Annotated in this window: 20 protein-coding genes and 1 pseudogene; 12 read left to right on the top strand and 9 right to left on the bottom strand. The window is 38.0% G+C overall.

Annotation, left to right across the window (positions count from 1 at the left end):
* Window positions 1–10 precede the first annotated feature (10 nt).
* Both BV902_RS21460 and BV902_RS21455 read right to left on the bottom strand, forming a co-directional pair.
* A complete protein-coding gene (locus tag BV902_RS21460; protein WP_075993693.1) occupies window positions 11–904 on the bottom strand; it encodes a cyclase family protein in 894 nt (297 codons plus the stop codon).
* A gap of 38 nt (window positions 905–942) precedes the next feature.
* Complete coding sequence (locus tag BV902_RS21455) at window positions 943–1,557, bottom strand: Crp/Fnr family transcriptional regulator (RefSeq protein WP_075993692.1); 615 nt, start codon at window positions 1,555–1,557, stop codon at window positions 943–945.
* 131 nt (window positions 1,558–1,688) lie between these two features.
* On the opposite strand from BV902_RS21455, the gene BV902_RS21450 reads away from it, so the two are divergent.
* On the top strand, window positions 1,689–3,131 hold the full coding sequence (locus BV902_RS21450) for a serine hydrolase domain-containing protein (protein WP_075993691.1): 1,443 nt from the start codon (window positions 1,689–1,691) through the stop codon (window positions 3,129–3,131).
* A 151-nt stretch (window positions 3,132–3,282) separates the two neighbouring features.
* Here BV902_RS21450 and BV902_RS21445 read toward each other — a convergent pair whose 3' ends face one another.
* Window positions 3,283–3,744: a VOC family protein gene (locus BV902_RS21445; protein WP_075993690.1), complete on the bottom strand. Its 462-nt coding sequence runs from the start codon at window positions 3,742–3,744 to the stop codon at window positions 3,283–3,285.
* A 304-nt stretch (window positions 3,745–4,048) separates the two neighbouring features.
* Between BV902_RS21445 and BV902_RS21440 the strand changes: the two genes are divergently transcribed.
* From BV902_RS21440 to BV902_RS21400, 9 genes are all read left to right on the top strand, one after another.
* On the top strand, window positions 4,049–4,459 hold the full coding sequence (locus tag BV902_RS21440; protein ID WP_172840722.1) for a DinB family protein: 411 nt from the start codon (window positions 4,049–4,051) through the stop codon (window positions 4,457–4,459).
* A gap of 538 nt (window positions 4,460–4,997) precedes the next feature.
* On the top strand, window positions 4,998–7,898 hold the full coding sequence (locus tag BV902_RS21435) for a tetratricopeptide repeat protein (protein ID WP_172840721.1): 2,901 nt from the start codon (window positions 4,998–5,000) through the stop codon (window positions 7,896–7,898).
* Between the two features lie 379 nt (window positions 7,899–8,277).
* Complete coding sequence (locus BV902_RS21430) at window positions 8,278–8,847, top strand: RNA polymerase sigma factor (protein ID WP_172840720.1); 570 nt, start codon at window positions 8,278–8,280, stop codon at window positions 8,845–8,847.
* A 171-nt stretch (window positions 8,848–9,018) separates the two neighbouring features.
* A complete protein-coding gene (locus BV902_RS21425; protein WP_075993687.1) occupies window positions 9,019–10,047 on the top strand; it encodes a FecR family protein in 1,029 nt (342 codons plus the stop codon).
* Between the two features lie 25 nt (window positions 10,048–10,072).
* Window positions 10,073–13,633, top strand: coding sequence for a SusC/RagA family TonB-linked outer membrane protein (locus BV902_RS21420; protein ID WP_083663718.1), 3,561 nt, complete (start codon window positions 10,073–10,075; stop codon window positions 13,631–13,633).
* Between the two features lie 10 nt (window positions 13,634–13,643).
* The gene (locus tag BV902_RS21415) at window positions 13,644–15,008 is read left to right on the top strand and encodes a RagB/SusD family nutrient uptake outer membrane protein (protein ID WP_083663717.1); all 1,365 of its coding nucleotides are present in this window, start codon (window positions 13,644–13,646) and stop codon (window positions 15,006–15,008) included.
* A 10-nt stretch (window positions 15,009–15,018) separates the two neighbouring features.
* Window positions 15,019–17,022, top strand: a complete 2,004-nt coding sequence (locus BV902_RS21410; RefSeq protein ID WP_075993685.1) for a TlpA family protein disulfide reductase — start codon at window positions 15,019–15,021, stop codon at window positions 17,020–17,022.
* 20 nt (window positions 17,023–17,042) lie between these two features.
* Window positions 17,043–18,677, top strand: a complete 1,635-nt coding sequence (locus BV902_RS21405; protein ID WP_075993684.1) for a S41 family peptidase — start codon at window positions 17,043–17,045, stop codon at window positions 18,675–18,677.
* A gap of 28 nt (window positions 18,678–18,705) precedes the next feature.
* Window positions 18,706–19,848, top strand: coding sequence for a TlpA disulfide reductase family protein (locus BV902_RS21400; RefSeq protein ID WP_075993683.1), 1,143 nt, complete (start codon window positions 18,706–18,708; stop codon window positions 19,846–19,848).
* Between the two features lie 160 nt (window positions 19,849–20,008).
* Here the strand turns inward: BV902_RS21400 and BV902_RS21395 are convergent, their stop codons facing one another.
* The 4 genes and pseudogenes from BV902_RS21395 to BV902_RS21375 all read right to left on the bottom strand — a co-directional run bounded on the left by BV902_RS21395 (window position 20,009) and on the right by BV902_RS21375 (window position 22,622).
* Window positions 20,009–21,322: a hypothetical protein gene (locus BV902_RS21395; protein WP_172840719.1), complete on the bottom strand. Its 1,314-nt coding sequence runs from the start codon at window positions 21,320–21,322 to the stop codon at window positions 20,009–20,011.
* Window positions 21,322–21,924, bottom strand: a pseudogene (locus BV902_RS28775) (DUF7003 family protein). Before BV902_RS28775 ends, BV902_RS21395 begins: the two are co-directional and overlap by 1 nt.
* Window positions 21,918–22,025 carry a DUF7003 family protein gene (locus BV902_RS28770; protein ID WP_420833006.1) on the bottom strand — a complete coding sequence of 36 codons (108 nt, stop codon included), beginning with the start codon at window positions 22,023–22,025 and terminating at the stop codon, window positions 21,918–21,920. The pseudogene BV902_RS28775 and the gene BV902_RS28770 overlap by 7 nt, the downstream one beginning before the upstream one ends.
* Window positions 22,026–22,622: a hypothetical protein gene (locus tag BV902_RS21375; protein ID WP_075994919.1), complete on the bottom strand. Its 597-nt coding sequence runs from the start codon at window positions 22,620–22,622 to the stop codon at window positions 22,026–22,028.
* Window positions 22,623–23,042: 420 nt separating this feature from the next.
* On the opposite strand from BV902_RS21375, the gene BV902_RS21370 reads away from it, so the two are divergent.
* Window positions 23,043–24,476, top strand: a complete 1,434-nt coding sequence (locus BV902_RS21370; RefSeq protein WP_083663716.1) for a DUF4932 domain-containing protein — start codon at window positions 23,043–23,045, stop codon at window positions 24,474–24,476.
* Between the two features lie 79 nt (window positions 24,477–24,555).
* Here the strand turns inward: BV902_RS21370 and BV902_RS21365 are convergent, their stop codons facing one another.
* Window positions 24,556–24,939, bottom strand: coding sequence for a hypothetical protein (locus tag BV902_RS21365; RefSeq protein ID WP_075993678.1), 384 nt, complete (start codon window positions 24,937–24,939; stop codon window positions 24,556–24,558).
* Between the two features lie 26 nt (window positions 24,940–24,965).
* On the bottom strand, window positions 24,966–25,148 hold the full coding sequence (locus BV902_RS21360; RefSeq protein ID WP_075993677.1) for a hypothetical protein: 183 nt from the start codon (window positions 25,146–25,148) through the stop codon (window positions 24,966–24,968).
* Between the two features lie 223 nt (window positions 25,149–25,371).
* On the opposite strand from BV902_RS21360, the gene BV902_RS21355 reads away from it, so the two are divergent.
* Window positions 25,372–25,779: a hypothetical protein gene (locus BV902_RS21355; protein WP_075993676.1), complete on the top strand. Its 408-nt coding sequence runs from the start codon at window positions 25,372–25,374 to the stop codon at window positions 25,777–25,779.
* Window positions 25,780–25,935 lie beyond the last annotated feature (156 nt).

Here is a 25,935-nt window from a genome sequence, read left to right as displayed (position 1 = left end):
TTGAATATAATTATTTCTTTTCAACAGAAGCAAATGCCCTGACCGGAAAAGTCCCCACACCTTTAAATTTTGGTGGAGCGGCTGTAAACGTAAAATTCTCAGCAGGTAATTTATTCAAATTGCAGAGATGTTCAACGATTAAAATCCCGGCACCCAATAGCACCGTATGAACAGGTCTTGTTCTGCCATCCGTGTCATCTATATTATGGGAATCAATACCTACAAGTTTAACTTTACAGTCCCGAAGATATATTGCCGCCTGTTCGGTAAGAAACGGATGGTTCTGATAATATAGCTCCGTATTCCAATGTTTATCCCAGCCGGTCTGTATTAATACAGCCTTATTCCTGATTTCTCTATTTTTAAGATGATCTTCTGTAATTTTCAGGGTTTCTGTAAATGGTATATGGATCATCACAGCATCCAGCTGTGCAAAATCTTTCAATACTGTTTGAGCTGTGTCTTTGCCATCCGCAAATCTATGAAATGGACAATCGATATAAGTTCCGGTGTTAGTGACCATCTCTATTTTTCCAATCTGAAAAGATGTATCGCTATCATAGTTCTGTTTTGATTGTTCCCTGGAGAGATAGTCGCAAATAATCGGTGCGGGTAGCCCCTTGTAAGTGATCAGGCCATCCTCTATTGTATGACTTAAATCTATTAAGAAATCTTCCGCCACACTTTCATCAATTGGTTTACGTTTATGGGGCTCAATGAGGATTTCTTTGTTAAGGATATTAACTTTTCCTACCATGAGCAACTGCATATCTTCAACGATGTAGTCCGCCAGGGCACTGTCAATGATATCGTCTCCAGATATATCTAATCTGAAATCTTCCCCTTTGATACTACCGCCGTTCGTAAAGAATATCTCGAAGTCAAATTTTACTCTTTTTTCCATAAATGATTTCAATTTTACTATGACAAAAGTGTGGAAATCTAAATATTGTTTACTTGACTTAGATCAATTTGGTTGATTTTTTTACTCCTGATCCTACTGAGTGTTTCAGGACTCATCCCAAGGTATGAAGCAATATGGAAAAGCGGTATCCGATTATCTGCATCCGGGAATTGTTTTAGAAAATAGTGATATCGTTCATTGGCATCCAAAAGCAGAAAGGAACTTTCCCTGCGGCATTTTTTGATATATTCATTGGCTAAAATATTATTCAATAAAATATTCCATTTGGTATCCTTCCGGAGCAATTTATCTATGAGATCCTTTGGTATGCTTATTAAATCACAATGTTCAATGCATTGAAAATGCAAGTTCGTTTTTTCCTGGGTAAGAAAACTTGTAAACGCAGTAAAAAAATCATTTTCAAAAAAGAATTCGGTATTGATTTCTTTATAATCTTTCTGATAAAAACTTCTAACAGTTCCCTTTTCTAGGAAAAAAAGCCGATCGGCAACATGCAGCGGTCTGATCAGGTTATTTTCCTTTTCTGCGGAAAAAATACTGATACTATCCGTCAAGAGTAGAACCTCCTTATCATTCAAAGGGAACAACTGCCTAATAATTTTAATTAAATGATGTAATCGATTATCTTCCAAATTTTATATTTTAAAAATTCAATAATTGATGCATATTCTTGACAATGTAGATAAAATCTTATTAATGAAAATAGTAAAGATTCTTCAATTGGATATATTAAATTTGTTAAACATACCCGAAATACACAAAAATGAAAATTAAACCAAATTATAGATTTTACAGTCTCCTGGTTTTATTGCTGTTCTCGGTACGGTACTTACCTGCCCAGACTACTCGTGCCGATTACAATTATTTTATGGAGGAGTTTCAAAGACTTTTTAATGAAAAAAAATCAGACGTGATTTACGGGCAATCGTCCGCCACTTATCAATCTAAAATTTCAAAAGAAAAGTTTTCGTTGGGAATGCGGAAGTTTGTGGCAAATGTGGGCCTGATGCAATATTTTTCTTTTGTTGATTCTACTAAAAACGGGTATAATTATACCATTCAATTTGAAAACTCCGAACAATTATTTTCTGTTCTGCTTGACAATGAGAAACAGGTTCTAAGGATGAATTTTAAGGAACTGCCATTTTTCATAGAAGATAAGAATTTCAAAGCAGAAAGTAATAATCCGTTAAAAGACTCCATAGATTTGCTGGTGGAAAAAATCGTCAGGCCTTATATTCAAAAGGGTGCTGCCACAGGTATTATGTTAGCGGTAATTGATGGAAAGCGACAAAGAAAATATAGTTATGGAGCTATTGCTAAGACAAGTAAACAACTTCCAGATGCTTCCAAAAGTATTTTTGAGATTGGTTCAGTTACAAAAATTTTCACCTCACTTTTATTGGCAAAAGAAGTCGTTGATGGCAATATGCGATTAGAGGATCCGATCAGTAAATACCTGCCCGATTCCATTCCTCGTTTAGCATGGCATGGTCATCCGATCACACTTGTTCAATTATCAAATCATACCGCTGGATTTCCTCGGCTCCCGGATAATATTTTTACGACTAATGCCGTTCCGGCAGATCCTTATAGTCATTATAAGGTTGATTCACTCTTCCATTTCCTTAAAAATTATCATGTTTCGTCTCAGACCGGAGTCAGATTTTCTTATTCAAATTTAGGCGCTGGGGTTTTAGGTGTAGCATTAGAACGTCATAGTAACAAAAGTTTTGGACAATTGGTCATTGATAATATTTGTTTGCCCTTGGGAATGAAAAATACATCGCTAGGGGATACCGACGTGGTACAAGGATACGATGAAAAAGGTAGGCCAACGTCGTATTGGCACTTGGAATCTTTGGCGGGGTCTGGTGCCATAAGATCTACATTGGACGATATGATTATTTTTATGAAGGCACAGTTAGGCTTCAAAAATAAACTGACAAAGGCCATTCATTTGACACATCAGCTGACTTTTGCAGATAAGGATCAAACTATGGCATTGGGTTGGCGTGTTAAAAAAGCTGGAAGTAAGGCGATATTTCATCATTCTGGAGGTACAGGTGGATTTAGGTCTTTTGTGGCATTTGATGATAAATCTCAAAAAGCAATTATTATTCTGTCCAATGTTGCCTTGGATGTTACTGCTGTCGGATTTTCGATATTTGAAAATTACCTAGACCAATCTCCTATTGAAAGATAATGGCTTGCGCAATAATCAGAGACGCATTTTCAAATTTTTAAGAAGGCCTCGGTCTATGATTGAAACCTAGCGGCCATTGCTGCGTTGCCGGTACGTTTATTTTTTCGAGTTTACACCAGTGTTTGAATATGGACTTTGTCGTTACCTAGTTTTAGAAATCCGCAATAATAATCTTTTTCATTCCCATCATTTTTTTGAACGCGCCTGGTCTTTTGTTGAGTTCCTCCCAATTTCCAGGACAAACCTGCCAGCTTAATCCGTATTTGTCTTTGAGCCACCCGCAAACGCTCTCCTGTCCTCCATCCGATGTAAGTGCTTCCCAATAGTAGTCTATTTCAGTTTGGTCTTTGCAGGGGATCATCAGCGAGATAGCCTCGTTAAATTTGAATATCGGTCCGGCATTGATCCCGATAATACGCATTCCCAGAATCTCAAATTCCACGGTTAGTACCTTTCCGGCGAAATCCTTTTGGAAATCAGCCAGTCCTTCGGCTTCTGAATTCGGGTAATAGGTAGTATTGATTATTTTTCCATCTTTGAAAACCGATAGGTAATATGCCGCGGCTTCCTGTGCGTTGCTGTCAAACCAAAGGTTTGGAATTATCTTTTGCATAGCTTTATATTTTTTGGTTATTGTTACCCTATTTGAATTTTGATTATTTACAGTCTTATAAATTTAAAAGATTTGTTCTTCGATCGACTTGGCATAGGGTAAGAAATAGAACTGTCGATATACAGTTTGCTGAAGAACATTAATTATATTTATTCATCAAATTATCGTTAAGCGAGTTTAGGATGAAGGAATTATTAATTATAGATATGCAATTATAAGAATGATGCAAGATTCGATTATGATAAACGATGTACTGTAGAGCCAGTTTGGAGCTAGTTAAGACATGCTCGAAAACGCGATTTATATGTTTTCCGATGAACATTGGGACACCGCATTAGATTTTTGGTATCTGTCTTTCCGCTGTCTCTTTTGGCCAGATTATTATTTATCTGTAGAACCCAGAAAATTTGAACCACCAAAACCGTTTACATTTTCAGAATTTGATCGGACAGGCAAAAAGCCGGACAGGACATATACCAGGTCGGAAATTCTTACGTGTTTAGAGCACTGTAGACAGAAAGCTAGAAAGCATATAGAAGAGTTCACACCGAGCAGAATGAATGCCCGTTGGAACAACGAATCTAAAAACTTTTCTTTCCTTGAGATTCTCTTGTATAATATGCGGCATATTCAGCATCATGTTGCACAATTGAATTTATACCTTAGACAGACTATTGATCGTGCTCCCAAATGGGTATCTCAGGTGAAAGAATAAACTAGTGCTAAGGCCGAGCCGAGACGCTTTTTTTTAACTCCTGTATCTCCAAAGGTCGCAGCGCTATACCCCTTTTAAGCCGTGTATATGGAATCTTTGATAAACATGGATTCGATATACGTATTAGGTTCTTCAGATTTGATTGTTCCATTAATAACCTTCGGGAATACTGACTACTTAAGTGGAAATAAATGTAAGTAGATTCCGATTCTTCCAAAATTTTCCTAACATTTGTATATATTTAAGAAATACCAGCTATAATATGAATTCTAAATCAAAATTGATATTTTTTGTTTTATTTTTATTAACTCTAATCTTAATAGTAGTGGCGTTTTACCTCACTTTTTCCAATGTAGTCGTTCCACGCTGGAATACATTAATTATCCCTGGGCATATAGTTAAGATCTCCGTCATGACAATACTATCGATTTGGTCAATATGGTTGGGAATAGTTTTCTTGTCAAACATAACCAAATCTCGAATCCGATAGTATATAAATTTATTGTTGATTAGTTGGCCAATGGATAAACGAAAGAATATGATTAACATCTTATATTTGAAGCGATTTTTATTTTTAGCTTTTTGTCTTTTTAGTCTGCAGTTAACTGCTCAGGATCTTTTGGGGTATGAAGCGATTCTGAGTGGCTCTTCAAACAGTGTAAGTTCTATAAACCATCATCATCCTAACGATCGAATCTCTTTTGTTGAGCTGAGTACCAAAGATATTCCTCTTTTAAAAGATTGTTCTGATAGCCTATATAAGGTTCGCTATTTAGGGCTAAAATTTGAAAATCAGTCCCAATTAGATAGTCTTTGTCAATCATTATATTTATTCCCCCATGTGGAGGCTCTTGTCTTTAAGGAATTTAGAATTAGAAATGATACTTTGCAGCCTGTAGGTATATTACATCTTGACGATACTTTTTATAAACAAAATCAGTTGAGGGCAATAGCATTTGAGGGCAACTCTAAAATAAACTTGGCTGGCGAAATTTCAAACCTGAATAAGTTGCCCATGCTACACTATTTAATTTTCAAAGCTTTTCCGGTGCAGTATATCCCGAAAGGTTTAAAAGAAAATTATCAATTGAAAGGCATTTCGCTTAATTATAAACCTTTATTGGATCAATTTGAATTTCCGTCCCAATTAATCGAAATAGCTATTAGCGCTACTTCGCCAAGTGACCGCGTTGATCATGTATTGGATATACTTCCCAATAAAGAGCGAATTGAAACACTTAGTTTAAGCTACTTTACGGTTAAAGACACAGCAATATATTCAGACCGAGGATTCAGGTCCCTCAAAACGTTAGTATTAAATTTTAACGATATCGATGACCTAGGACGATTTACGAATAATTTCAGCAGCAGCACTCAATTGAAATATCTGAACTATTCAAACGGACCTCTAAAACAGATTTCTTCCTCTTTATTTCAATTCAAAGAATTGCGGGAATTGCAGATTAAAAATACAAAGTCTGCATTTTATCTTCCCAAAGAGTTAGCCCAGTTAAAAAAACTTCGTCTACTCGACCTATCTGACAATGCAATTGATAGCCTGCCGGATGTCTTGTTTCAGTTAACTGCATTAAAAAATCTAAACCTATCCTATAATAAGCTTGGGTTTCTTTCAAATGATGTGGGGAAATTGACAAGTATAAATACCTTACAGCTTCAAGGAAATAAGTTACAGTATATTCCGGTTACGATCAATGGTCTTCATAGATTACACGAGTTAAATGTGCAAGCTAATCCGATAGCTACACTACCGTCATTTGCTGGATTGAAAAACCTCGAAATATTAAATTTATCGTATTGCAATTTAAGTCGGTTGCCCGAAGACATCGGTACATTGTTGAGTTTAAAGAATTTTGATGTAAGCGATAATTTTCTAAAAGCATTACCAGAAAGTATTGCAAAGCTAGCGAAGCTCGAAAAATTAAGAGTCTCTACGAACTTACTGGAAAAACTACCCTTTCATATGGAGGGGCTGGCCAATCTCCGGGAGCTATATGCCGATATCAATCACCTGAGTGAATTACCCGTTTCTATCGGTGATATGAAACAGTTGAGGATTTTAAATATAAGTCACAATGATATAACTGTGCTCCCTGAATCGCTAGGTCAACTTGTTAATTTACATGCGTTTTATGCGATCAATAGCCGACCTTCACATTATAATGTATATGATTCATCGAGAGAAATTTATCGCAAAGACGACCCCAAAACCAACCGTCAGCTTGCCAGTACAGCTCTTCGTAGTTTTCCAAATGATCTGAAAAAATGGAAGAACATTAACACTATCCTAATATCCAATAATGATTTCTCATCTTTTGAAATAATAAAGTCATTATTCACTATTCCATCGACTTCATATGCTGTAGATCTTTCTCATTGTAATATTTCCACTTTACCTTTAACGGGATGGGAAAAATTTCTTGGTAAGGAACTACTTTTGATGGACAATAATATAAAAGAGGTTCCAAAAGAAATGGTCGTAGCACCACTATTGGAAAGCTTGAGTTTCCGACGAAATAAGCTGCCGGAATCGCCCAAAAATCAAAACTCTTATGCAGAAAAGCGTAGCGGTGTAATGCTGTATTTTCAACAGATTGGTCTGATGGACATGGATGATCTGCCCAATGATAATAATATGGTCAATGCGCTTGTGGAGCGGAGTAGCCAATCCTTTATTTTCGACAAGGATTATAAGACAGCTGTTGAGTTGGCAGATAAGGCCATTGAACTTAATCCAGATCTAACCAAAAAAACGCTCAATTTTAGAAATATTGGTGAGGCACGATTCAGACGTGGTGATTATAATGGTGCAATATCCGATCTGACGAGAGCTATTCAGCGCGACACTATAGGGCCGATTCGCATAATGAATTTTGTTGTCCCCGAATTTGAAAATAGAGCCAAAAGTTATCTCGCCGTCAAGGATACCCTAGCGGCAATTCAAGACTATCTCACCTTGTCGAAGCAGTTTAGAATTGAAAGCTGGGTCGACGTGGGTCTCTTGTATCAGAAGACTAACCAGAAAGAAAAGTCTCGGGAGGCATTTCAGAAAATAATAGATTATTACCGCAAGCGGATTGCAAATGAAAAGGAAATTCAAGCGAATAAAGAATTGTATCGGCTATGTATTCTGGAAATCTATATCGTATCCAATCAACAACAAAAAGCTAAAGAATATGCTGCAGAGATAGGTTACGACATAAAAGAAAAAGATCTAACACCTGTTTATCTTTATTTAAATTCAGTGATAGACATAGCTGAAAAGAAAAAACCTCGTTTCGATCCATCATTATTTAAAAATAAGGTAAGTAGAAGCTGGGGTTACGATTTGTTACTACAATGGACTGATGGTGCTATTATTAATAATGAGCAAAAAATACAGATACGTGATTTGACCTTTGCTATGGAAAAGCTGCGGTGAATCATTTCGAATTAAAACGTGTAATATGGACCTTAGTGGAGATTTTGGGGATAGAGACCATGATATTTCGAGGTGAATTGACCACTTTAAATAAACCATAAAAGTAAGTGAAAATGGTTTTGAGACTTTTCAGCGAAAAATTCAAACGGTTAAAATTGTGCGGATTAACTAGTCATCGGTTTTCGAACCTGGATGGTCAACGGTCCTGAAATCTCCAGCTTGGCTAGAGGAAGGCGAATGCTCGCTTTTCAGAAGTAGAAATATTGAATCTATGTTGATTGAAAAAAATTGCTAGATTTGAATGTAAATTTTATCTACTTAAACTGAAAAGCAAGAAGTCGCGCATTAGTTAATGAACTCCGATCAACAGATTTGGCAAATGTTTCAAGTTGGACATGAACCATCGTTCAAAATACTTTTTGAACGATACAACCAACTGTTGTTCAATTATGGATTCAAGTTTACACAAGATGAGGCGATTATCGAGGACAGTATTCAAGAGCTATTTGTTAAGTTATGGTGCAACAGGGAGAACTTAAGTACAGATGTTGCGGTCAAAAACTACCTATATAAGGCTTTCCGTCGTACGTTGGTAAAGAAAATTGAGCAATCACTTCGGCGGACAGAAGTGATAAATTCTTCCGTTGATTATTTGCCATTTACCATTGAGCTTCCACATGATCTTACTATAATCCGTCAGGAACGTGCTACTAAGGTCCGGGATAGACTCGATCAAGCACTGCAAAAGATGACCGCTCGTCAGCGCGAAATTATTCATCTCCGCTTTTTTGAAGAATTGCCCTATACAGACATAGCCGAAATAATGGGGCTTTCGACCAAAGACACCTATAAACTGTATTACCGTGCGCTAGACAGTTTGAAAAAACACTTTGGCAGGTTTGGTCTTTTGGTACTGCTCTATTTGCTCAACCAGCTACGATATCAATAAATCTTACATCTAACTGTAAGTTTTTCCACAATATATAAAATAACCAGTATTAAATTATCCTGAATGGCGTTTGTGCCTTTTGGGTTGATTTGACTGGCATTGCTATTTTTAAAAAAAATAAAATTTATTGGGGTAAAATTTTTGTGAAGGGTGTAACCTATATAAAACAGTATGAATTCTAGGTTAGCAAAATATAAAGATTATACGGCGACGGACTTTTTTTCGGATGAGGACTTTGTGCAGTCTACGTTTCAGAATGAAGCTGCGCAACAGGATTTTTGGCAGGAACTGGGCAGTCATTATCCAAATTTGGCCGCCGAAATGGATATTGCAAGATCGTGGATGCTGTTAATTAAAGCACAGAAACCTGTTCAAAGCAGCTTAAATAGTCATCAGCGTTGGACGAACATCCAAAGTCAGATTCCAGTTTATGAGAGGAAACAAGTGCAAAAATCGATTATTAGAACAATTCTTCGATGGACAGCTTCAGCGGCGGCACTATTGCTTCTTGGAATATTGAGTTATGAAATTAGCCAATTTGGTACAAAAGCAGCGAATACCGCATTTGGTGAACAACGTGAATTGGCTCTTCCAGATTCTTCTATTATCAAATTAAATAGTAATTCCCGCATTTCCTATGTACGCAGTTGGAAAACCGATAAACCGCGTGAAGTCTGGTTAGAAGGGGAAGGTATGTTTGAGGTAAAACATACAGCAATTAAAAATCGCCTCCGCGAAAACGATCTCTTTGTCGTGCATGTGGGCAAACTTTCATTGACGGTGTTGGGGACAAAGTTCAATGTGAAGGATCGCCGTGGACGCATTGAAGTGACCTTGTTTGAAGGAAGCGTACGCGTTCAGGGGCAAAATGGAGAGGATCGTGTACTGGCACCAGGGGAGATGTTCATCTACGACGAAAATTTAAAAACTAATGAGATCGTTTATAACGATGCCAACAAAGTGCTATCCTGGACTCGGGGCGAATTGAGCATTGAGCACAGTAACTTAGCCAATATAGTAAGTGTGTTGGAAGATAACTATGGCTACCAAGTGGTGGTTGAAGACCCAGCATTGCTCAATAAGCGGTTTACCGGTGTCATTCCAGTAAAAAAGATTGATGACATTCTCTTTGTTATCAAACATACGATGAATGTAAACATTGAAGTGAAAAACAAACAGATTGTAATAAAACCTAACTAAAACAACTATTAATCAATCAAAATTTATGAAAACTAAACTTCTTGTGCCTATAGTCTGCCTGATGAGTACCACAGGTAGCTTTGCACAAAAAAGAGCTAGTCTCGGGCAGGCTCTTAGCGAGGTAACTCGCATTTACGGAACGAAATTTTCTTATGAAGAGGGACTAATCCGCGATTCTTTTGTTAACAGTGATCTGATCCCGAGAAATAAGAGAATTCCTGTGGAGACTGTATTGAAAGAACTTCTCTATCCAAACAATTATCTCTTTCTCTACGTTCAAAATAATTATTTTACCATTATTCGGGACAATAGAGATAAGAGAAGTAAAGATGATGATGGGCTGTATTGGAAGACTATCACAGGTTTTGTAAAAGATAATAAAGGTACGCCCTTGGTTGGTGTAACTGTCATGTCCGATGGACATGCTGTGCGTACAGGGGTGACCTCAAGTAGTGATGGTGGCTACACACTTCGCCTCACTGAACCAGCTGATGCACTGATTTTTTCCTACATGGGGATGGAGCCGCAGCGTAGGGTAATCGGCAGTAGTAATCAGATTAATGTGACGATGGAACAGGTCGTCAGTGTATTGGATGATGTTGAAGTGGTGTCTATGGGTTACACTAAAATTCCCAAAGAGACAGCTACCGGTTCATTTGGAAACGTGACGGCCAAACAATTACAGGAAACACCAGCAATCAATATCCTTGAACGAATACAGGGGCTCGTACCGGGGATGTATGTAGATCCACGAACAAATAACATACAGATACGCGGTATAAATAGTTTTGGTACCGGAGGAACTCCAAAAGAACCATTGATCGTAGTTGATGGATTCCCGATGGCGGAAACCGTTGATGCCCAATTTTCGCTTACAAATAAAGGCAATACACAGAGCTCTGGTGGTGCGGTATTAAGCCGAATAAATCCGAACGATATCGAAAGCATAACTGTATTGAAGGATGCTGCGGCATCATCAATTTGGGGGGCCAAAGCCGCAAATGGGGTAATCGTTATTGAAACTAAAAAAGGAAGAGTTACCCCAACATCAATCAATTTCGGTACTTCCTTAAGTATCGCCTCTCCAGCTGTTCTGAATAAAATGGACAGGATGACTTCGTCGCAATATATTGACCTTGAAAAACAATTGGTCGAGGAAGGCTTTATAGCAGACAATATCGAAAAAAATAGCTGGGACGCATTTAATAGTAGCAAACCTCACTCTGAATCACTCGAATGGATTTTTCGTGCAATACGGGGGACAGCAACAGAGCAGGAACGCGATGCAGCACTCTCAAGACTTGCATCTACTGATAATCGTAATCAAATCAAAGACTATCTATTGCAGAAAGCGACTTCCCAACAGTATAATCTTTCGATCTCGGGAGGAGCCAATAAAAGCACCTACTTTGTCTCCACCAATTATACAAAAGATGTCCCCGTATTTCGCGCAAATAAAGCAGAAAGCTTCAATACAACGGCTAATCTTACCAATATGCTTTTCAACGATCGGGTTAAGCTAGCTACTGGTATTACGTATAATTATGGAAATTCCATTGGTAATTCGGCCGTAATCAATGCACTATCATCAAATATTAGTTCAGGCGGTCTTCTCCCTTATGATCTGTTGAAAGATGAAAGCGGAAATAACATACGACGTTATATTCAATTTAGACCTGAGGTCTCGCAGGATTTTGAGAACAAAGGTTATATGGATTGGGCTTATAATCCAATAGAAGAGCTTACCGCTGCAAATTATAATAATCAAAATCATGGGTTGCGGATGCATATGGATATCAATACCAAACTGACCAGTTGGGCAGATCTCTCGGTAATGGGGCAATGGCAGCGGCAGCTGAACAACACGGAAAATGTTGACGGGGTAAATAGTTATAGCCAGAGAAATCAGATCAATATCGGTACTACGTTCAATGCTAATGGAAATTATGTATACGGCTATCCGATGGGAGGTCGATTGGGCATTCAAAATTACAATGGCTCCCAGTACGTTTTCCGTTCGCAGCTGAATATCAACAAAGCTTTTGGCAGGTCTATGGAGCATAATTTGAATTTTCTCGCCGGTGCCGAATGGAAACAGAATAATTACCGGTCATCCGGAGATAACTATTTAGGATTCAACGCTGATACCTATTCATTTGCCGTTATAAATCCAAGAGGAAGTTACCCGACGATTTATGGTTGGGATAATTATTTCAGTTCCAATGCTGCCATTGCAAAGAATAGAAACCGAGCGTTATCTTACTATTCCAATGGCGCTTTTTCGGCCTTTAACGGTAAATATGTACTTTCTGGAAGTATTCGATTTGATGATTTTACGCTAGTTGGTGCTTCTAAGAGTGAGCGCGGTAAGCCACTTTGGTCTGTAGGTGGAAAATGGGATGTTAAAAAAGAAAACTTCTTAAAAGAATCGACATGGGTAGATGCTTTGGGGATTCGTATGACCTACGGAGTCAACGGTATTTTGCCAACAGGTGTAAATAGGGTTGTTGTGATCAATACTAGTAATGATAACATTACAAATGAAGTAACGGCAGAAATTGTATCTCCTGCTAATAGTCAGATTAGCTGGGAAAAAGTCCATACACTAAATATTGGAGTAGATTACGGCATCTGGCACAACAGACTACAGCTTAATGTAGATTATTATACGAAGAAATCTTCTGATATTATTTATGATTTTCCGTTCAACCCAACCTATGGCTGGACGCGTCTGAAATTTAATAGCTCGACAATGTCGGGACAAGGTGTTGATTTAGGCTTAAGGGCTGTTTGGTTGCAATCTAAGGTGAAATGGAATACATTATTCAATTTTGGTTATAATACCAATAAAGTCACAGATTCGCGTTTCAGCAATCCGACTCGGGTGCTTGATTATATCAATGGAACTATTCCGATTGTCGGAAATTCAATAGATTATGTCTATGCCTACCGATGGGCAGGATTAGATAATCAAGGACGTTCGCAGGTATACAAACAAAATGGAGAAATTGTCAATGCTGATGCACCTGCTACAGCTCTTTCACCCGAAGACCTCGTGAAAGTGGGGCGTACCACACCGCCCTATTTTGGTGGACTATTCAATACATTCTCCTATCGTAATTTTACCTTGGGAGTTCGTATAACCTACGAATTGGGACATGTATTTAGACGACTTTCCGTACAAAACTATCCAGATTATGCTCCCTATTCTGGAGTGATCGGTCTTCAGTCTGATTTAGCAAAGAGATGGCGTCAACCTGGAGATGAAGCTTTCACAAACGTACCAGGACTGAGTAAGCAAGGTTACCAATACAATAGTTTGTCCCGTTATGCCAATTCGGATGCGTTGGTAATCAGTGGCAGTAATGTTCGCTTGCAGCAGATTGATCTAGGTTATAGTTTTCCGTTCAAAACCTTGGAACATACACCGTTTAAATCTGTAAACGTAAATGCGAGTGTTCGCAATCTGGGCTTACTATGGCGAAAAAATAAAGATGGAATTGATCCAAGTTATCGGACATTGAATAGTTATTCAAATCTTCCACCCTCACCAACGTATTTTATGAGTCTAAACCTATCTTTTTAAACCTGAAATCATGAAAATCAAAAATATTATCCTCTATAGCCTACTATCCTCGAGCGTATTATTGGCAGCTTCATGTCGGAAATTTGTAGAAGTAGATCAGTATGATAAACGTACCCTGAAGACAACCGACGATTTTCGTTATCTTCTCAACAACAAGGGTAACTTTGAAAGTTCGTATGTACTGCCACTTATCACAAGTGATAATATCGCTACGGAAGTTCCCTTAACAGCTTCATTGTCCTGGGGCGAGAATTACCAAAGAGCCTATATCTGGAATGACTATTTCTATGTAGACAATCAGCAAGACGTAGCCTGGAATAATCTGTATAAACAGATTTACATTGCCAATGAAATTCTTGACGGGGTGATGGAAAGCCAAAATGGCACAACGGCACAAAAGCTTGCTGTCGCTGCTGAAGCTCGTGTTCATCGTGCGTTTGCCTATTTTTCTTTAGCCAATCAGTATGCCCAAGTATATGATCCCACAAAGGCCGAAAGTCAACCCGGATTACCATTATTGCTGAAAGCAAATCTTTTTGAAAACCTAAGTCGTGTGTCGCTAGCTCGGATTTATGAACAGATGATCACAGATTTAAGTTTGGCTACGGAAAATCTACCTAATTATCCGACTTTTAATTACCATCCTTCCAAAATCGCCGCTTATGCCTTGTTATCAAGAGTATACTTGACAATGCGTAATTTTGAAGAAGCTGGTAGATATGCCGACTTGGCCTTAGCTTTAGATCCTACAGTGTATAATCTGGAGGACTACGTTTCAAGCTCCTATCCTCGGTTGATTGATGATAAGGAAGTACTCTTGTCAAAGTTAAGCTCAGGATTTATACGCGGTCCGATAAATCCTGAACTTATCGCACTGTACAAAGCTGATGATCTTCGGCTGAAATTATTCATTGGTACCGATGTCAATACCTACAAAGGATCGGTATACATCAAACCTTTATTTAATAACCCTTATTATTACAACTCTTATGTAGGTTTGAATAGCCCTGAAATAATTCTTAATCGCGCAGAGGTATACGCTCGTCAAAATAATGTGGCCAAAGTAGTCGAATTGCTAAATCTATTGCGTAAGAAGCGTTTTGCAGCCAGTAAATACATCGCACTTTCACCAACAGATATCAGTGGTGACTTACTACAGTCGGTCGTCGACGAGCGCCGTCGCGAATTTGTTGGAACGGATCTACGTTGGTACGACATGCGCCGCCTTACGTTGGATGGTAATTATTTTAAACCTGTTAGCCGTACGTTAAACGGACAGACTTATACCTTGACCGCTTCAAGCCCACGTTTAATATACCCCATTAACCAGGAAGTGTTGACTCTTAATCCTGAAATTGGCCAAAACCCCAGATAATTTATATAAGATGAAAAAAAAGATGATCTTTTTAGTACTGATGTTTGTCCAGGCTGTGTTATATGCGCAGCCTCGATTTGACAGCAGCGTTTTCAAACCGGCAAAACCCCAAACGACAGCGCCTGTTCAGGTGGTCTACAGCGCCAAAGACAAGGATCTTGAATTTAGTGATGCAATACATGCGACATTCTTTTTGTTTGAAGACTTTGACTGGAAGCAGATAAGCGTTTCCATGCAGAAAAATGCGACAGGGCTATGGACAGTAGCGGTACCGGTTAAACCGACGACGGCTTTTATAGCGGTAAAATTCTATCAGGGAGAAGCTGATCGTCCCGATGCAATTGACAACAATCAGGATCGTGGCTATGCTATTGCTCTAGCTGATGGAAAAGGAAATTCCGTAGAGGGGGCATATTTGGGAGAAGCTGCTTTTCACGTACCTGCAATAGCAGGTGGTGGAATCTTCTCTTATTATAATAGTCAGCCTCCTGCAATGCCAGCTGCCTATCTGAAAGGATTGGCTGAAAAAGAATTTGCTTTGTCGGGAAAACATTACCTCCGCTATTTTCAGCCTTTTATGAACTTACAAAAATTGGCTTTGGAAGGCGCATTTCCGGCATACGCCAAGAAGCTGATTAATGATCAAATTAAACAAAAGGCTATCTCTGATCAAAACCTTAACCAACTCTATAGTTTTGCGAGCGCGCGGCTTCATGATAATGCATTGACTCAATTGATCGAGCAACGTGTAAACACCGACTTTCCAACTGGTGCGACGGCCCGGTTTATTGCTTACAGCAATACCATGGGAAGCAGTCCAAACAAAGCGGAGGTAATTGCTTCGTATGAGAATTTTTTACAACGTTTTCCTGTTAAGCAATGGCGTCAGCATCCCAACGGTCAGGGGTTTATCTATTATGCAGTATACCGTGGACTCGGATCGGCTTACTTCGACTCCAAGCAACTTGACAAGTTTGCGAAACTGTATGACGATATTGATTTCCGTACAGGAAACGAATTGATGCGCTGGAATATCATGCGTGCATATATGTTTAAAATGGTTGGTAAAGATAGCCTTTATCAAGTATCAGAAGCAATTCTACCCAAATTGATCGCGCGTAAAGGAGACAACTCTTATCAGGAAGATTTTGATCGGCAGACACAGGCAGATTCCAATGTCGTTAAAAATTTGGATGACCGTCTTTTTACCCATATTTCTTTGTTAAATGACCTCAAAAAGTATGAAGAAGCCCGAAAATATTTCTTACTGCTTTCCGAAGATGGTAAATACAATAATGCCGAACTCAATGAAATTAACCTTCAGGTGCTGGAGGGTTTAGGCGATGACAAACAAGTCTTACCCTTACTTGAGATGAGTGCAAGATACAATGCAATGACACCGCGTATGTTTGATAAGCTCAAAGCAATTTACTTAAAAGGACATGCTGGCGATGAGGGTGGTTATCAGGCTTACTTGACGGGATTAAAATCCAACGAGGAAAAAGCTGCAATGCAGGCCTATGTGGATCACAATTGGGTCAATCATCCTATGCCTGATTTTCGATTGGAAACCGCCGAAGGTCTATTTATTACGCCAGAAGATTGGAAAGATAAAATTGTTGTCGTGGATTTCTGGGCTACCTGGTGTCGTCCGTGTATCATGGCCTTTCCAGGCATGCAGCTTTTAGTCGATAAATATGCGCAGGATAAACATGTTGCCATCTATATGCTAGGTACCATGCAGACTGGAAATTATAAAGATAAATCAGTAAACTATGTTCGTGGAGAAGGTTTTCGTTTCAATTTGTTGCATGATTCGGTCAATCCACAGACGAATGAGCAGGATTTGGTGTTCAAACAATTGGTTCCTCTGTTCGGCGATTCATCTATTCCGCGAAAAATCATTGTGAAAAATGGTCGGGTGCGTTATTGCTCGGGAGGTTATTCAGGAAGCCCCAGCAAATTGATGGATGAACTTTCCCTGGCTATCGAGATACTTAAAAACGAAAAATAAAATATTAAATATTACGCAATATGAATAGGAAAGCAACGAGTTTACTCGTCGGCATGCTTGGTCTAGGGCTGTCTTTGCAGGCTCAGATGAATCCAAAATATAAATTTGAGGAGGCACTGAAGCTTATTCAGCAGAATTATGTCGACCAGGTCAATGAAGAACATCTGGTGGATGCGGCGATCAAAGCGATGATAGCAGATTTAGATCCCCATTCACACTATACCAGTCGTGAGGAGGCTGAACAGATGCGTGTCGCCATGAGTGGAAGCTTTGCTGGGATAGGCATTCAGTTTCTAAAAATAAAAGAGCAGACTTTTGTCACCAAAGTCAATCCTGATGGACCTGCCATGCGTGCAGGAATACGTGTCGGTGATCAGATCCAAGGGATAGACGGAGAAAGCATCCTTGAGCAAAAATGGGGCAATAAGGAGATTATGGAAAAATTGCGCGGTGAAAAAGACGTGCCAGTACTCCTTACAATTGCGTCGCCGGGAAGTAAGGAAAGCAAGAGTATTAGTATTGTTCGCGAAAATATATTGGAGAAATCGGTTCGAGAAAGTTATATGGTAGATCAGGAGATCGGCTACATCGCGCTTTCAATTTTCAATAGAACTACACGTCAGGAGATTGATGCTGCTCTAAAAAATCTGAAAGAACAAGGAATGAAAAAGCTGATCCTTGATTTGCAGAGCAATGGCGGAGGCTATGTCGAATCTGCTATTGGTGTTGCCGATGAGTTTTTGCCTAAGGAGAAAATTGTTTTTTATTCAGTGCCCAATGAAGGGGGAAAAGACTATTACTTTACGGGCGGATTTGGTCAGTTTTACGAAGGACAGCTCGTAGTCCTAATTGACGAATCAACTGCTTCGTCCAGTGAAATTGTCACAGGAGCACTTCAGGACTGGGATCGTGCTGTAATTATCGGGCGCCGCAGCTTCGGAAAAGGCTTGATGCAGAAACCTGTACCGCTATCGGATGGCTCAGAAATGCAGCTTACCGGTGCGAGATACTACACTCCATCAGGGCGTTCGATCCAAAAACCCTATAATAAAGGGAAGGATGATTATTTCCAGGATTTTAACCGCCGAATGGAATCAAAAGAATTATTGGAAGAAGGGCATATTTCCTTTCCGGACTCTTTAAAATACACGACACTTGGAAATAAAAGGATTGTTTTTGGGGGTGGTGGAATTATGCCAGATCGTTTTGTTCCCATAGATACCAATGAATATAGTACCTGGATGGCACAACTGATGAACAGTGGGCTCGTTGCCAAAGGTGGATTTGAGTTTGTCCAACAAAATCGTGAGGCTCTGCTCAAAGCGTATCCAGACTTCAAAGCATTCAACTTAAGGTTTAAAGTTCCAAAAGAAGTACACCAGCAACTGATCACTGCCGCAAACAAAATTGCTGTAGCAATTCCACCTGTACAACAACTTGACGCGCATGCTACTATTGATGTTGAATTTAAAGCACAAGTAGGTTCATTGTTATATACTGGCGGTGATTACATGGCGCGGATCCGGAACGAATCGAACCAAAGTTTTAAAGAAGCATTGTCTGTACTACGTGATGAAAAACTTTACAAACAATTATTACAGACAGGAACTGTGGGACAGGCTGCTAAAAACAGTCTGACGAAATTAGTGAAATAGATTTTTGAACGAGAAAAACTAAATAATTATGAAAAATATGAAATGGGCGCTAGCTTTAGCTTGCGTATTGCCAGCATTAGGATATGCACAACAAAATTATACACTGCAAGGAGCAGTGGGCAAGTTAGACAAACCTGCGAAGGCATATCTGCGTCTTAATTATGACGGAAAAGAACGCATTGACTCCGTTGAAATAAAAAATGGAAAATTTGAATTTAAGGGAAGCATCCCTTCCCCGATGGAAGCGCATTTACGTATTATTCACGATAATGCTCCTTTTGACCCTGCTAAACCACCGAAACAAGACATTCTTCCTTTTTTTATTGAATCAGCGACGATCAAATTTGTAGCGGCAGATTCAATTAAACATGCAAAAATCTCTGGATCCCCTTTAAATACAGAAAATGAACGGGTAAATACGATGTTGAAACCGATATACGATCAATATGAGGTTTTAAATAACGAATATAAAGCTAAGTCGCTTGCAGATCAGCAAGACCCTAAATATATCAAGTCTTTGGAGGATCGTGCAAATGCTATACAGCAACAGACCATCGATGCGAAATTGGACTATGTGGCCAAAAACCCTAAAAGCTACATGGCTTTAATGGCTTTTAATTCAACGTTACCCCCTGAATTTGATGCACTCCAAGCTGAGAAGATATTCGCTACACTAGATCCTAGCTTGCAGAATTCTATTTTGGGTAAGGACTTGGCCAAACGTATAGCGTTAGTCAAAAAAACAAGCGAGGGGGTAGAAGCCCAGGATTTCACACAGCCTGATGTTGATGGCAAGCCTGTGAAATTATCAGATTATCGTGGCAAGTATGTCCTGATTGACTTTTGGGCATCCTGGTGTGCACCATGTCGACGGGAAAATCCGAATTTGGTAAAATCCTATACTAAATACCAAAAACAAGGATTTGAAATTTTAGGTGTATCCATGGATAAAGCGGCTGATAAGGCGAAATGGTTAAAAGCGATCCAAGATGATGGACTTACATGGAAACAAGTGGGAGATCTCAAAGGATGGGAAAATGAAGCGGGGCTAATGTATGATGTGAAGGCTATTCCCATGAATTTCTTGGTGGACCCTAATGGTAAAATCATTGCGAAATATTTGCGTGGTGAAGAATTGGATAAAAAATTGGCGGAAATTTTTTCCAAATAGTTTTCCAATATGCTGAGTCCTAACCTAGGTTGGCATATGTTTCGTTAGAACGAGAGGCTGTAGTTGAGTACAGCCTTTCTTTTTGATTTTAATGCCGAGATTACACTATGTGGCAAAGTGTCTATAGCTAGCGTTAAAGCTTAAATGTGTCACTATTTGTCTAATTTGTTAGAAAACTTCTGAGGGTTTCTTTATTTATATTTTTAGACAAAGTTTTGATTAATTTTCCTTTGCTATCCAATAATATAAATGCAGGTATATTTTTGGAGCTCAGATAATGCTGCTGAATTTTTTGGCTACGTTGACCTACGGTTATATTGCCCGTGCTGTATTCGTCCTTTTTAAGATTTGGTATTTCATCCATTCTGGTTTTATCATCATTGTACAAAATGACAAATAAGAACTCACGAAGAAGTTTTGCATTAAGTTGCTTATCGTCAAACAAAGGAACTTCGATTTTTCTACTATCTATATGATTCCAGCCCGTAAAATAGATGACAACATTCCTATTGAGGCTGTCAGCTTCCACAAAAATTTCCGCCAACGTCATCGTATTATACTTCCCCCTGAATAGTGCATCTTCAATATTGCGTGGCGAATCGTTTTTATTTTCTTCCATCCCCGTCTCTTTACTCATTTGTTGATGTTTCGGTGCATGACTTTTAAAAATTCCCCAGGCATCAAAATAAGTGTAATCTTTCGAGGGATTGGCCTTTAGGTAGTTGTAAAAGTCTTCAATCTCGTTAGAATCTAGTGGTACTTGCAAGAGCAACTTGCTATCTTCTGACCAATTTTTAAGGTCTACGTTTTTATTTTTAAGCGCTTTGGATGCATCATGAGACTGTTTTAAGAAAGGAAACTCGTCTGAATTTTGAAATTCTATAATTTTGTCAAAGATATGCTGGTAAGTTACATTTGTTTTCTTGCCATAATCCATGAACGGTATAATTAAGGTTGCAAAAAGTGGAGGATCGCTGATTATTTCGAGAGCATTGCTGTCGAGACCGCATGCTTTTAACTGTGCAAAATCTTTAAAAATACGGTCAATTTTGCCACTATCTAAATCGTGCAAGCTTATTTTCTTTTTCAGAAGCTGTTGGCAATTTACCTGCGCATTTACAAAGTTGATGCTGGAGGTTGCTATCAGAATTACTAAGGTAATAATGTGGTACATTTTTTCATTTCTTAAAATAGAGGGCTCTATCAAATATAAGAATTCGGAACAGAAATTACATCCACAGCAAATGAATTTACTTATCCTACAGAAATCATTTGATGGACTTTTGGAGTTGATTAAAAAGGGGGGGAGTGAAAATTCTAATAGTTTTACTGTATGTGTTTGATAATGAGTTGTTTTTTTTTTTTTTTTTTTGTTTATTTTTACTGTATTTATTGAGGTTTGATTATGTCCTGTGCTTTTTATAAAAAGAATAAGCAATAAAGCAAAAACTACGGAATGGAGGTTTATGATCACTACAAAGTTCCACCCTCAGGCCAATATTTCCAGTGTGTGTTTGGTGCAACAGTTGGCTTATATAGTGCTTTATTGCCAGTCGCAAGTGCTTCTGCAATCTGAATAAATGTTTCCATTTCACTCGGTAGTTGATTATCCGCTAAATCAGGATGAAGCCATTCATTCAGCTCTAAGAATATCGGTAAATCTGATGGAATGCTCAGCGATATTTCGGTATTGGTTAGCCAAATATGATCCGAATATTCAGGTACTAAGCTTCTCATTAAATCCCAAGGGGCAATTTTATTCGGCTATTCAAGATCAATTTGTTTCTGTTTAAAAAAGTCGGAATTCGTATTTAACACAATAATTTGATCTCTAATTTTTATGGTTTTAACATTACTATCCAAATATGGAATATAATTTTCGTCGTCATAAAGAAATGACTCCGTATCAGAATCACTTACGAAACAATTGAAACTGACATTATCATAACCGTTAAGTAGGCAATTGCCATAGACATAGGCAATTGTTGTAAAACCATTGACATCATAATCGTGATTGTTAAACGCAAAAATTTCAATTAATATTGCCCATCGACTTTCATCTCGAAAAATTACCATTTTTGATCTCCATGATAGTAATAGCCGTTATCCAACATTGGAAAGGTATAATTTTTAGCCTCTAGGTCAAGTTGACTCAGTATTTCTTCTCTTGCTATCATTTATTTAATTTTTTTTAATTCATCCAGCAATTTATTCTGCTTGATAATGAAAGTATTCAGGCTATCTGTTTCTAGAGGATGCGCATTTTGATATTTTTCAATTTCAGGTAGCGTTTTTCTGATTTTAAAAGCAGTATAGGTGCTAACCAGATTTTCATTATTTTTAGTTATTTGACTGACATGATCTGTTATATTTTTTACTTTAAGATCGTATCGATCAGCACTGGCACTAATTTCCTTTTGTACCTGTTGTTTTACTAGTGAATCTGTAATGGCTTTCGTTCGTTCATTGGCATCCTGATAATAAGAATTAGTGGTTTCGAGTACATTGTTATAAACAGCTAAAACTTTTTCTGTTTCCTCTAATGTTTTCACAATCCTGGAATTGAGAGCTGTAAGGTTTTTGTCTCCTTTTATCAATTCGGAATAGATATTGTCTACAGTTATATTATTTCCTCGATAACTCTTAAAAGAACCTGAAGCAGCCGACTCAGCATTGTCCACTGCATTTTCTACAAGGGGGGAGTTCTGTTGCGTATTTTTTTTGCAGGAAAGTATAGACAGAGCTAGTGTGGAAGCGAAAAAAATATTTTTCATATTTGTTTTGCTAAACGGTATAATATTATAGCTATCATAGATGTCTCCATAATTAAATATAGACATTTAACTTCCATTTTCCAATGATCTTTGACTTGTCCCTTTCTGCATATAAGAAATTACTTAGAACAATCGAATTTGTTCATTGGTGTTTCAGCTGCTCTTACAGCTGTCAACTTAGGTAACGTTGCACAAGAAATGTAATATGCTTTTAAACAGTTATAAGACTTAAGTGATCAATTTAATATTAGTGAATAAGATTATAGAAAATGGCTGGCAGCCTGTTCAATATTGAACGGTTAGTGTTCAATAACGGTCATTATTAAAAAAGGAATTCGCTCGTAGTGTATTGGCAAATAGTGTGTTAAATTTATTGGCAAACTATTTGGAATCCCCATCCAAGTACAAAATAAATAAAAGATGGTAAAACCTATTTCCAATATGTTCGAAAAAACTTCTAAATATGTATTGATTATCCTATTCAGTTTATCATTTATGCTTACCTATGGGCAGCGTAACGAAATTATGGATAAGCCAAAAGTTGATGAGCGTATTGAGATTCTGAGTATTGTATTTAGACTTGCTGGCAATCAAGAGTATAGCTCAGGTATTTTTAAGCGCTATGTTGATCGAATCAATGAACACTATGGTCCTTTTAAAGAACACGAATTGATCACCTTTGTCAAGAAGATTAAAAATGAAAATGGCATAGCGTACGATGCAGTGATGAGTATGGCTATACATCTTGATGATAAGTTCAATCTTAAGCAAAAAAATATCAAGGAAACCCTGGACAAAAGGTGGAGTAGAGCTAATGCTCTTCAATTCGCAACACTGTTAAAGAAGTTTTACAAAGACAGTAATAGCAAAGGATTTTTTCAGGATAACCAGGCACTGTACAATGAGGTACAAAAGCGCTTTCTTCCAATTTATGAACATATTGAATTGGACTGGTACCCTAAATTCTATGGTAAGAAACCATCCGAAAAGTTTTTGATTGTGAATGGTTTGGGGAATGGCGGCGGTAACTATGGGGTAGCCATTAAAAATCCACAGGGTCTTAAGGAAGTCTACGCTATTATGGGGACATGGAGTATGGATAGTCTTGGCATGGCTGAATTTCCTTTACAGAGCTATTTCCCTACATTACTTCACGAGTTTAACCACTCTTTTGTTAATTATTTATTGGAAAAAGACACGACAATTTTTAGAGACAGCGGTGAAAAATTATATAGCGTCGTGAAGGAAAAAATGAACGGGCAGGCATACGGTAGCTGGCAAACGATGTTGAACGAGGCATTGGTTCGAGCTGCGGTTATTAAATATCAAAAAGATCATAATTTCAGCTCCGAAGAAATCTCAAAAGAAACCAATGAACAGCTAGATAGGGGATTTCTTTGGATTGAAAAACTTGTTGATGAACTTGAACACTTTGATCGTCAGCGAGACTTATATCCTACTTTAGAGAGCTATATGCCTGTACTTGCCAAAGCTTATCAATCTTACGCTGCAGATATTTCTTCTTTAGATGCAGCTTTTGAAGAAAGAAGACCAAAAATCATTTCTTTTGAGGGAATTCAGGATGGACAAACCAATGTCAACAACACCTTAAGGGAGCTGAAGATAAATTTCGACAGGCCCTTATTGGGACAGGGACGGTCATTTAGGGGAATCTCCAAAGACAGTTTTCCGGTGATAAAAGGACAGCGCTATTCTTCAGATAAGAAATCCGTGCTTATAGATTGGGAGTTAGAACCAAACAAAACCTATGAGATCATCATTACAGGGAATGCATTCCGGACTGCAGATGGGATACCGATGAAAGACCATTATCTAAAATTCAGTACAAAGTAATTTACTGCTGTCTTGGCCGATAATTGACCATAGACATAATCAAATGTGGCAAAGGTAACTCACATTATTACTGTAGCTGTTAAATAGGTTCATTCCATTGTGGTATACCGATAAACATATCATTTACAAATTTTTCTGTATACCGCTGCATTCCAGTTTCCTCCTTATCAAAGTAGGTCTTTATTTTTGAACAAACTTTAGGATTGTAGCATAACCTGACCCGGAAGTTTTCGATCCATTCGGCCCGTATAACAATGGTAATTAATTTTTTCGTATCTCTGGACAAGCCGATTACGGTAATAGCTTGGCACATCCCAGCATACCAATCGATAATATACACTTTGGTCCCCGGGCTAAACTGTTTCGTGCCATATCGGGTTTGCAGTTTCCCTTGACCATAGCTAATTTCCTGTTTGATGTTAGCTACCAATGTCCATAATGGTATCGATTCTAATTGATCCATACTTATTCAGCGCTATTTTAATTAGTTTATTTCCCATTGTCAAAATCCTCCCAACTGTATACCAGCGAGTCATTTGTCTGAAAATGCAATACGATTAATGAATCTGTTGCCAGTGGTATTGCAATAGCTTTTGCCAATGCCTCGTTTTGATATCCCAGCAAAAGTAATATAACAATACAGACCTGAAATATTTTCACAACTAGCTTCATGATATGGCGTTACTGGTTTTTGAATTTACAAAACAGGATGTGAAAAGGCAAAATAAATAGCTCAATAATTATAATTTCCATCTCCATTTTTTATCTTAGTACTACATAACCCAAGTATATCAAAAGTGAGATTTCAACAGTTGGCAAAAATCTACAAGAAGAGTAATAACGGATGTTAATAGCGGTGTAGTTGTTCAAAAAACCTTAGTTGCTCCCTATAGAAATGATTCAAGAGATCAAAGATGGATTAAAGCAGGGTGCATGTATTATGAAAAGAAGAAATAGGTTAGGTTTTGTTTTATGGGCAATTGTACTTGTTACAGCTGCTTTCGTCATTTATAAAATGGCAACATTCTCACTATTTGAAAGCGAGGTAAAACGTCTAGTAGAGTTTGATGTTCCTGAACAGGATTATAAATTGAGAGTGTATCATGTCCCATCAAATGCTACAATGCTTGACTATATTCAAGTTAGGAAATTTAAAAACAACAAAGAGGATATCCTTGAAAACTACGAAAGGTACGATTCACTAGTATCTTATTTGTTGTCTGATACATCACTGGAGCTAAGGATTATTAATACCGTGCAAATGAAACCTAGAATAGATACACTGATATTAAGATTGAAATAGCTATATAATACAAGGCCAAACTGATGAAAGATTCAAAGAGAATTATTGAACAATGGTACTGCCCGCAAGGAGTGATGAAAGACCAAGATTTGTTCTTCGATCGACTCGGCAAAGGGTAAGAAATAGAACTGCATATATTGCGCATTCCATCTCGTT

The organism is Sphingobacterium sp. B29 (assembly GCF_001952815.1).
Taxonomy (GTDB): Bacteria; Bacteroidota; Bacteroidia; order Sphingobacteriales; family Sphingobacteriaceae; genus Sphingobacterium; species Sphingobacterium siyangense.
The sequence above is the reverse complement of the archived record's forward strand: the minus strand, read 5'-3'. Positions and strand labels throughout refer to the sequence as shown.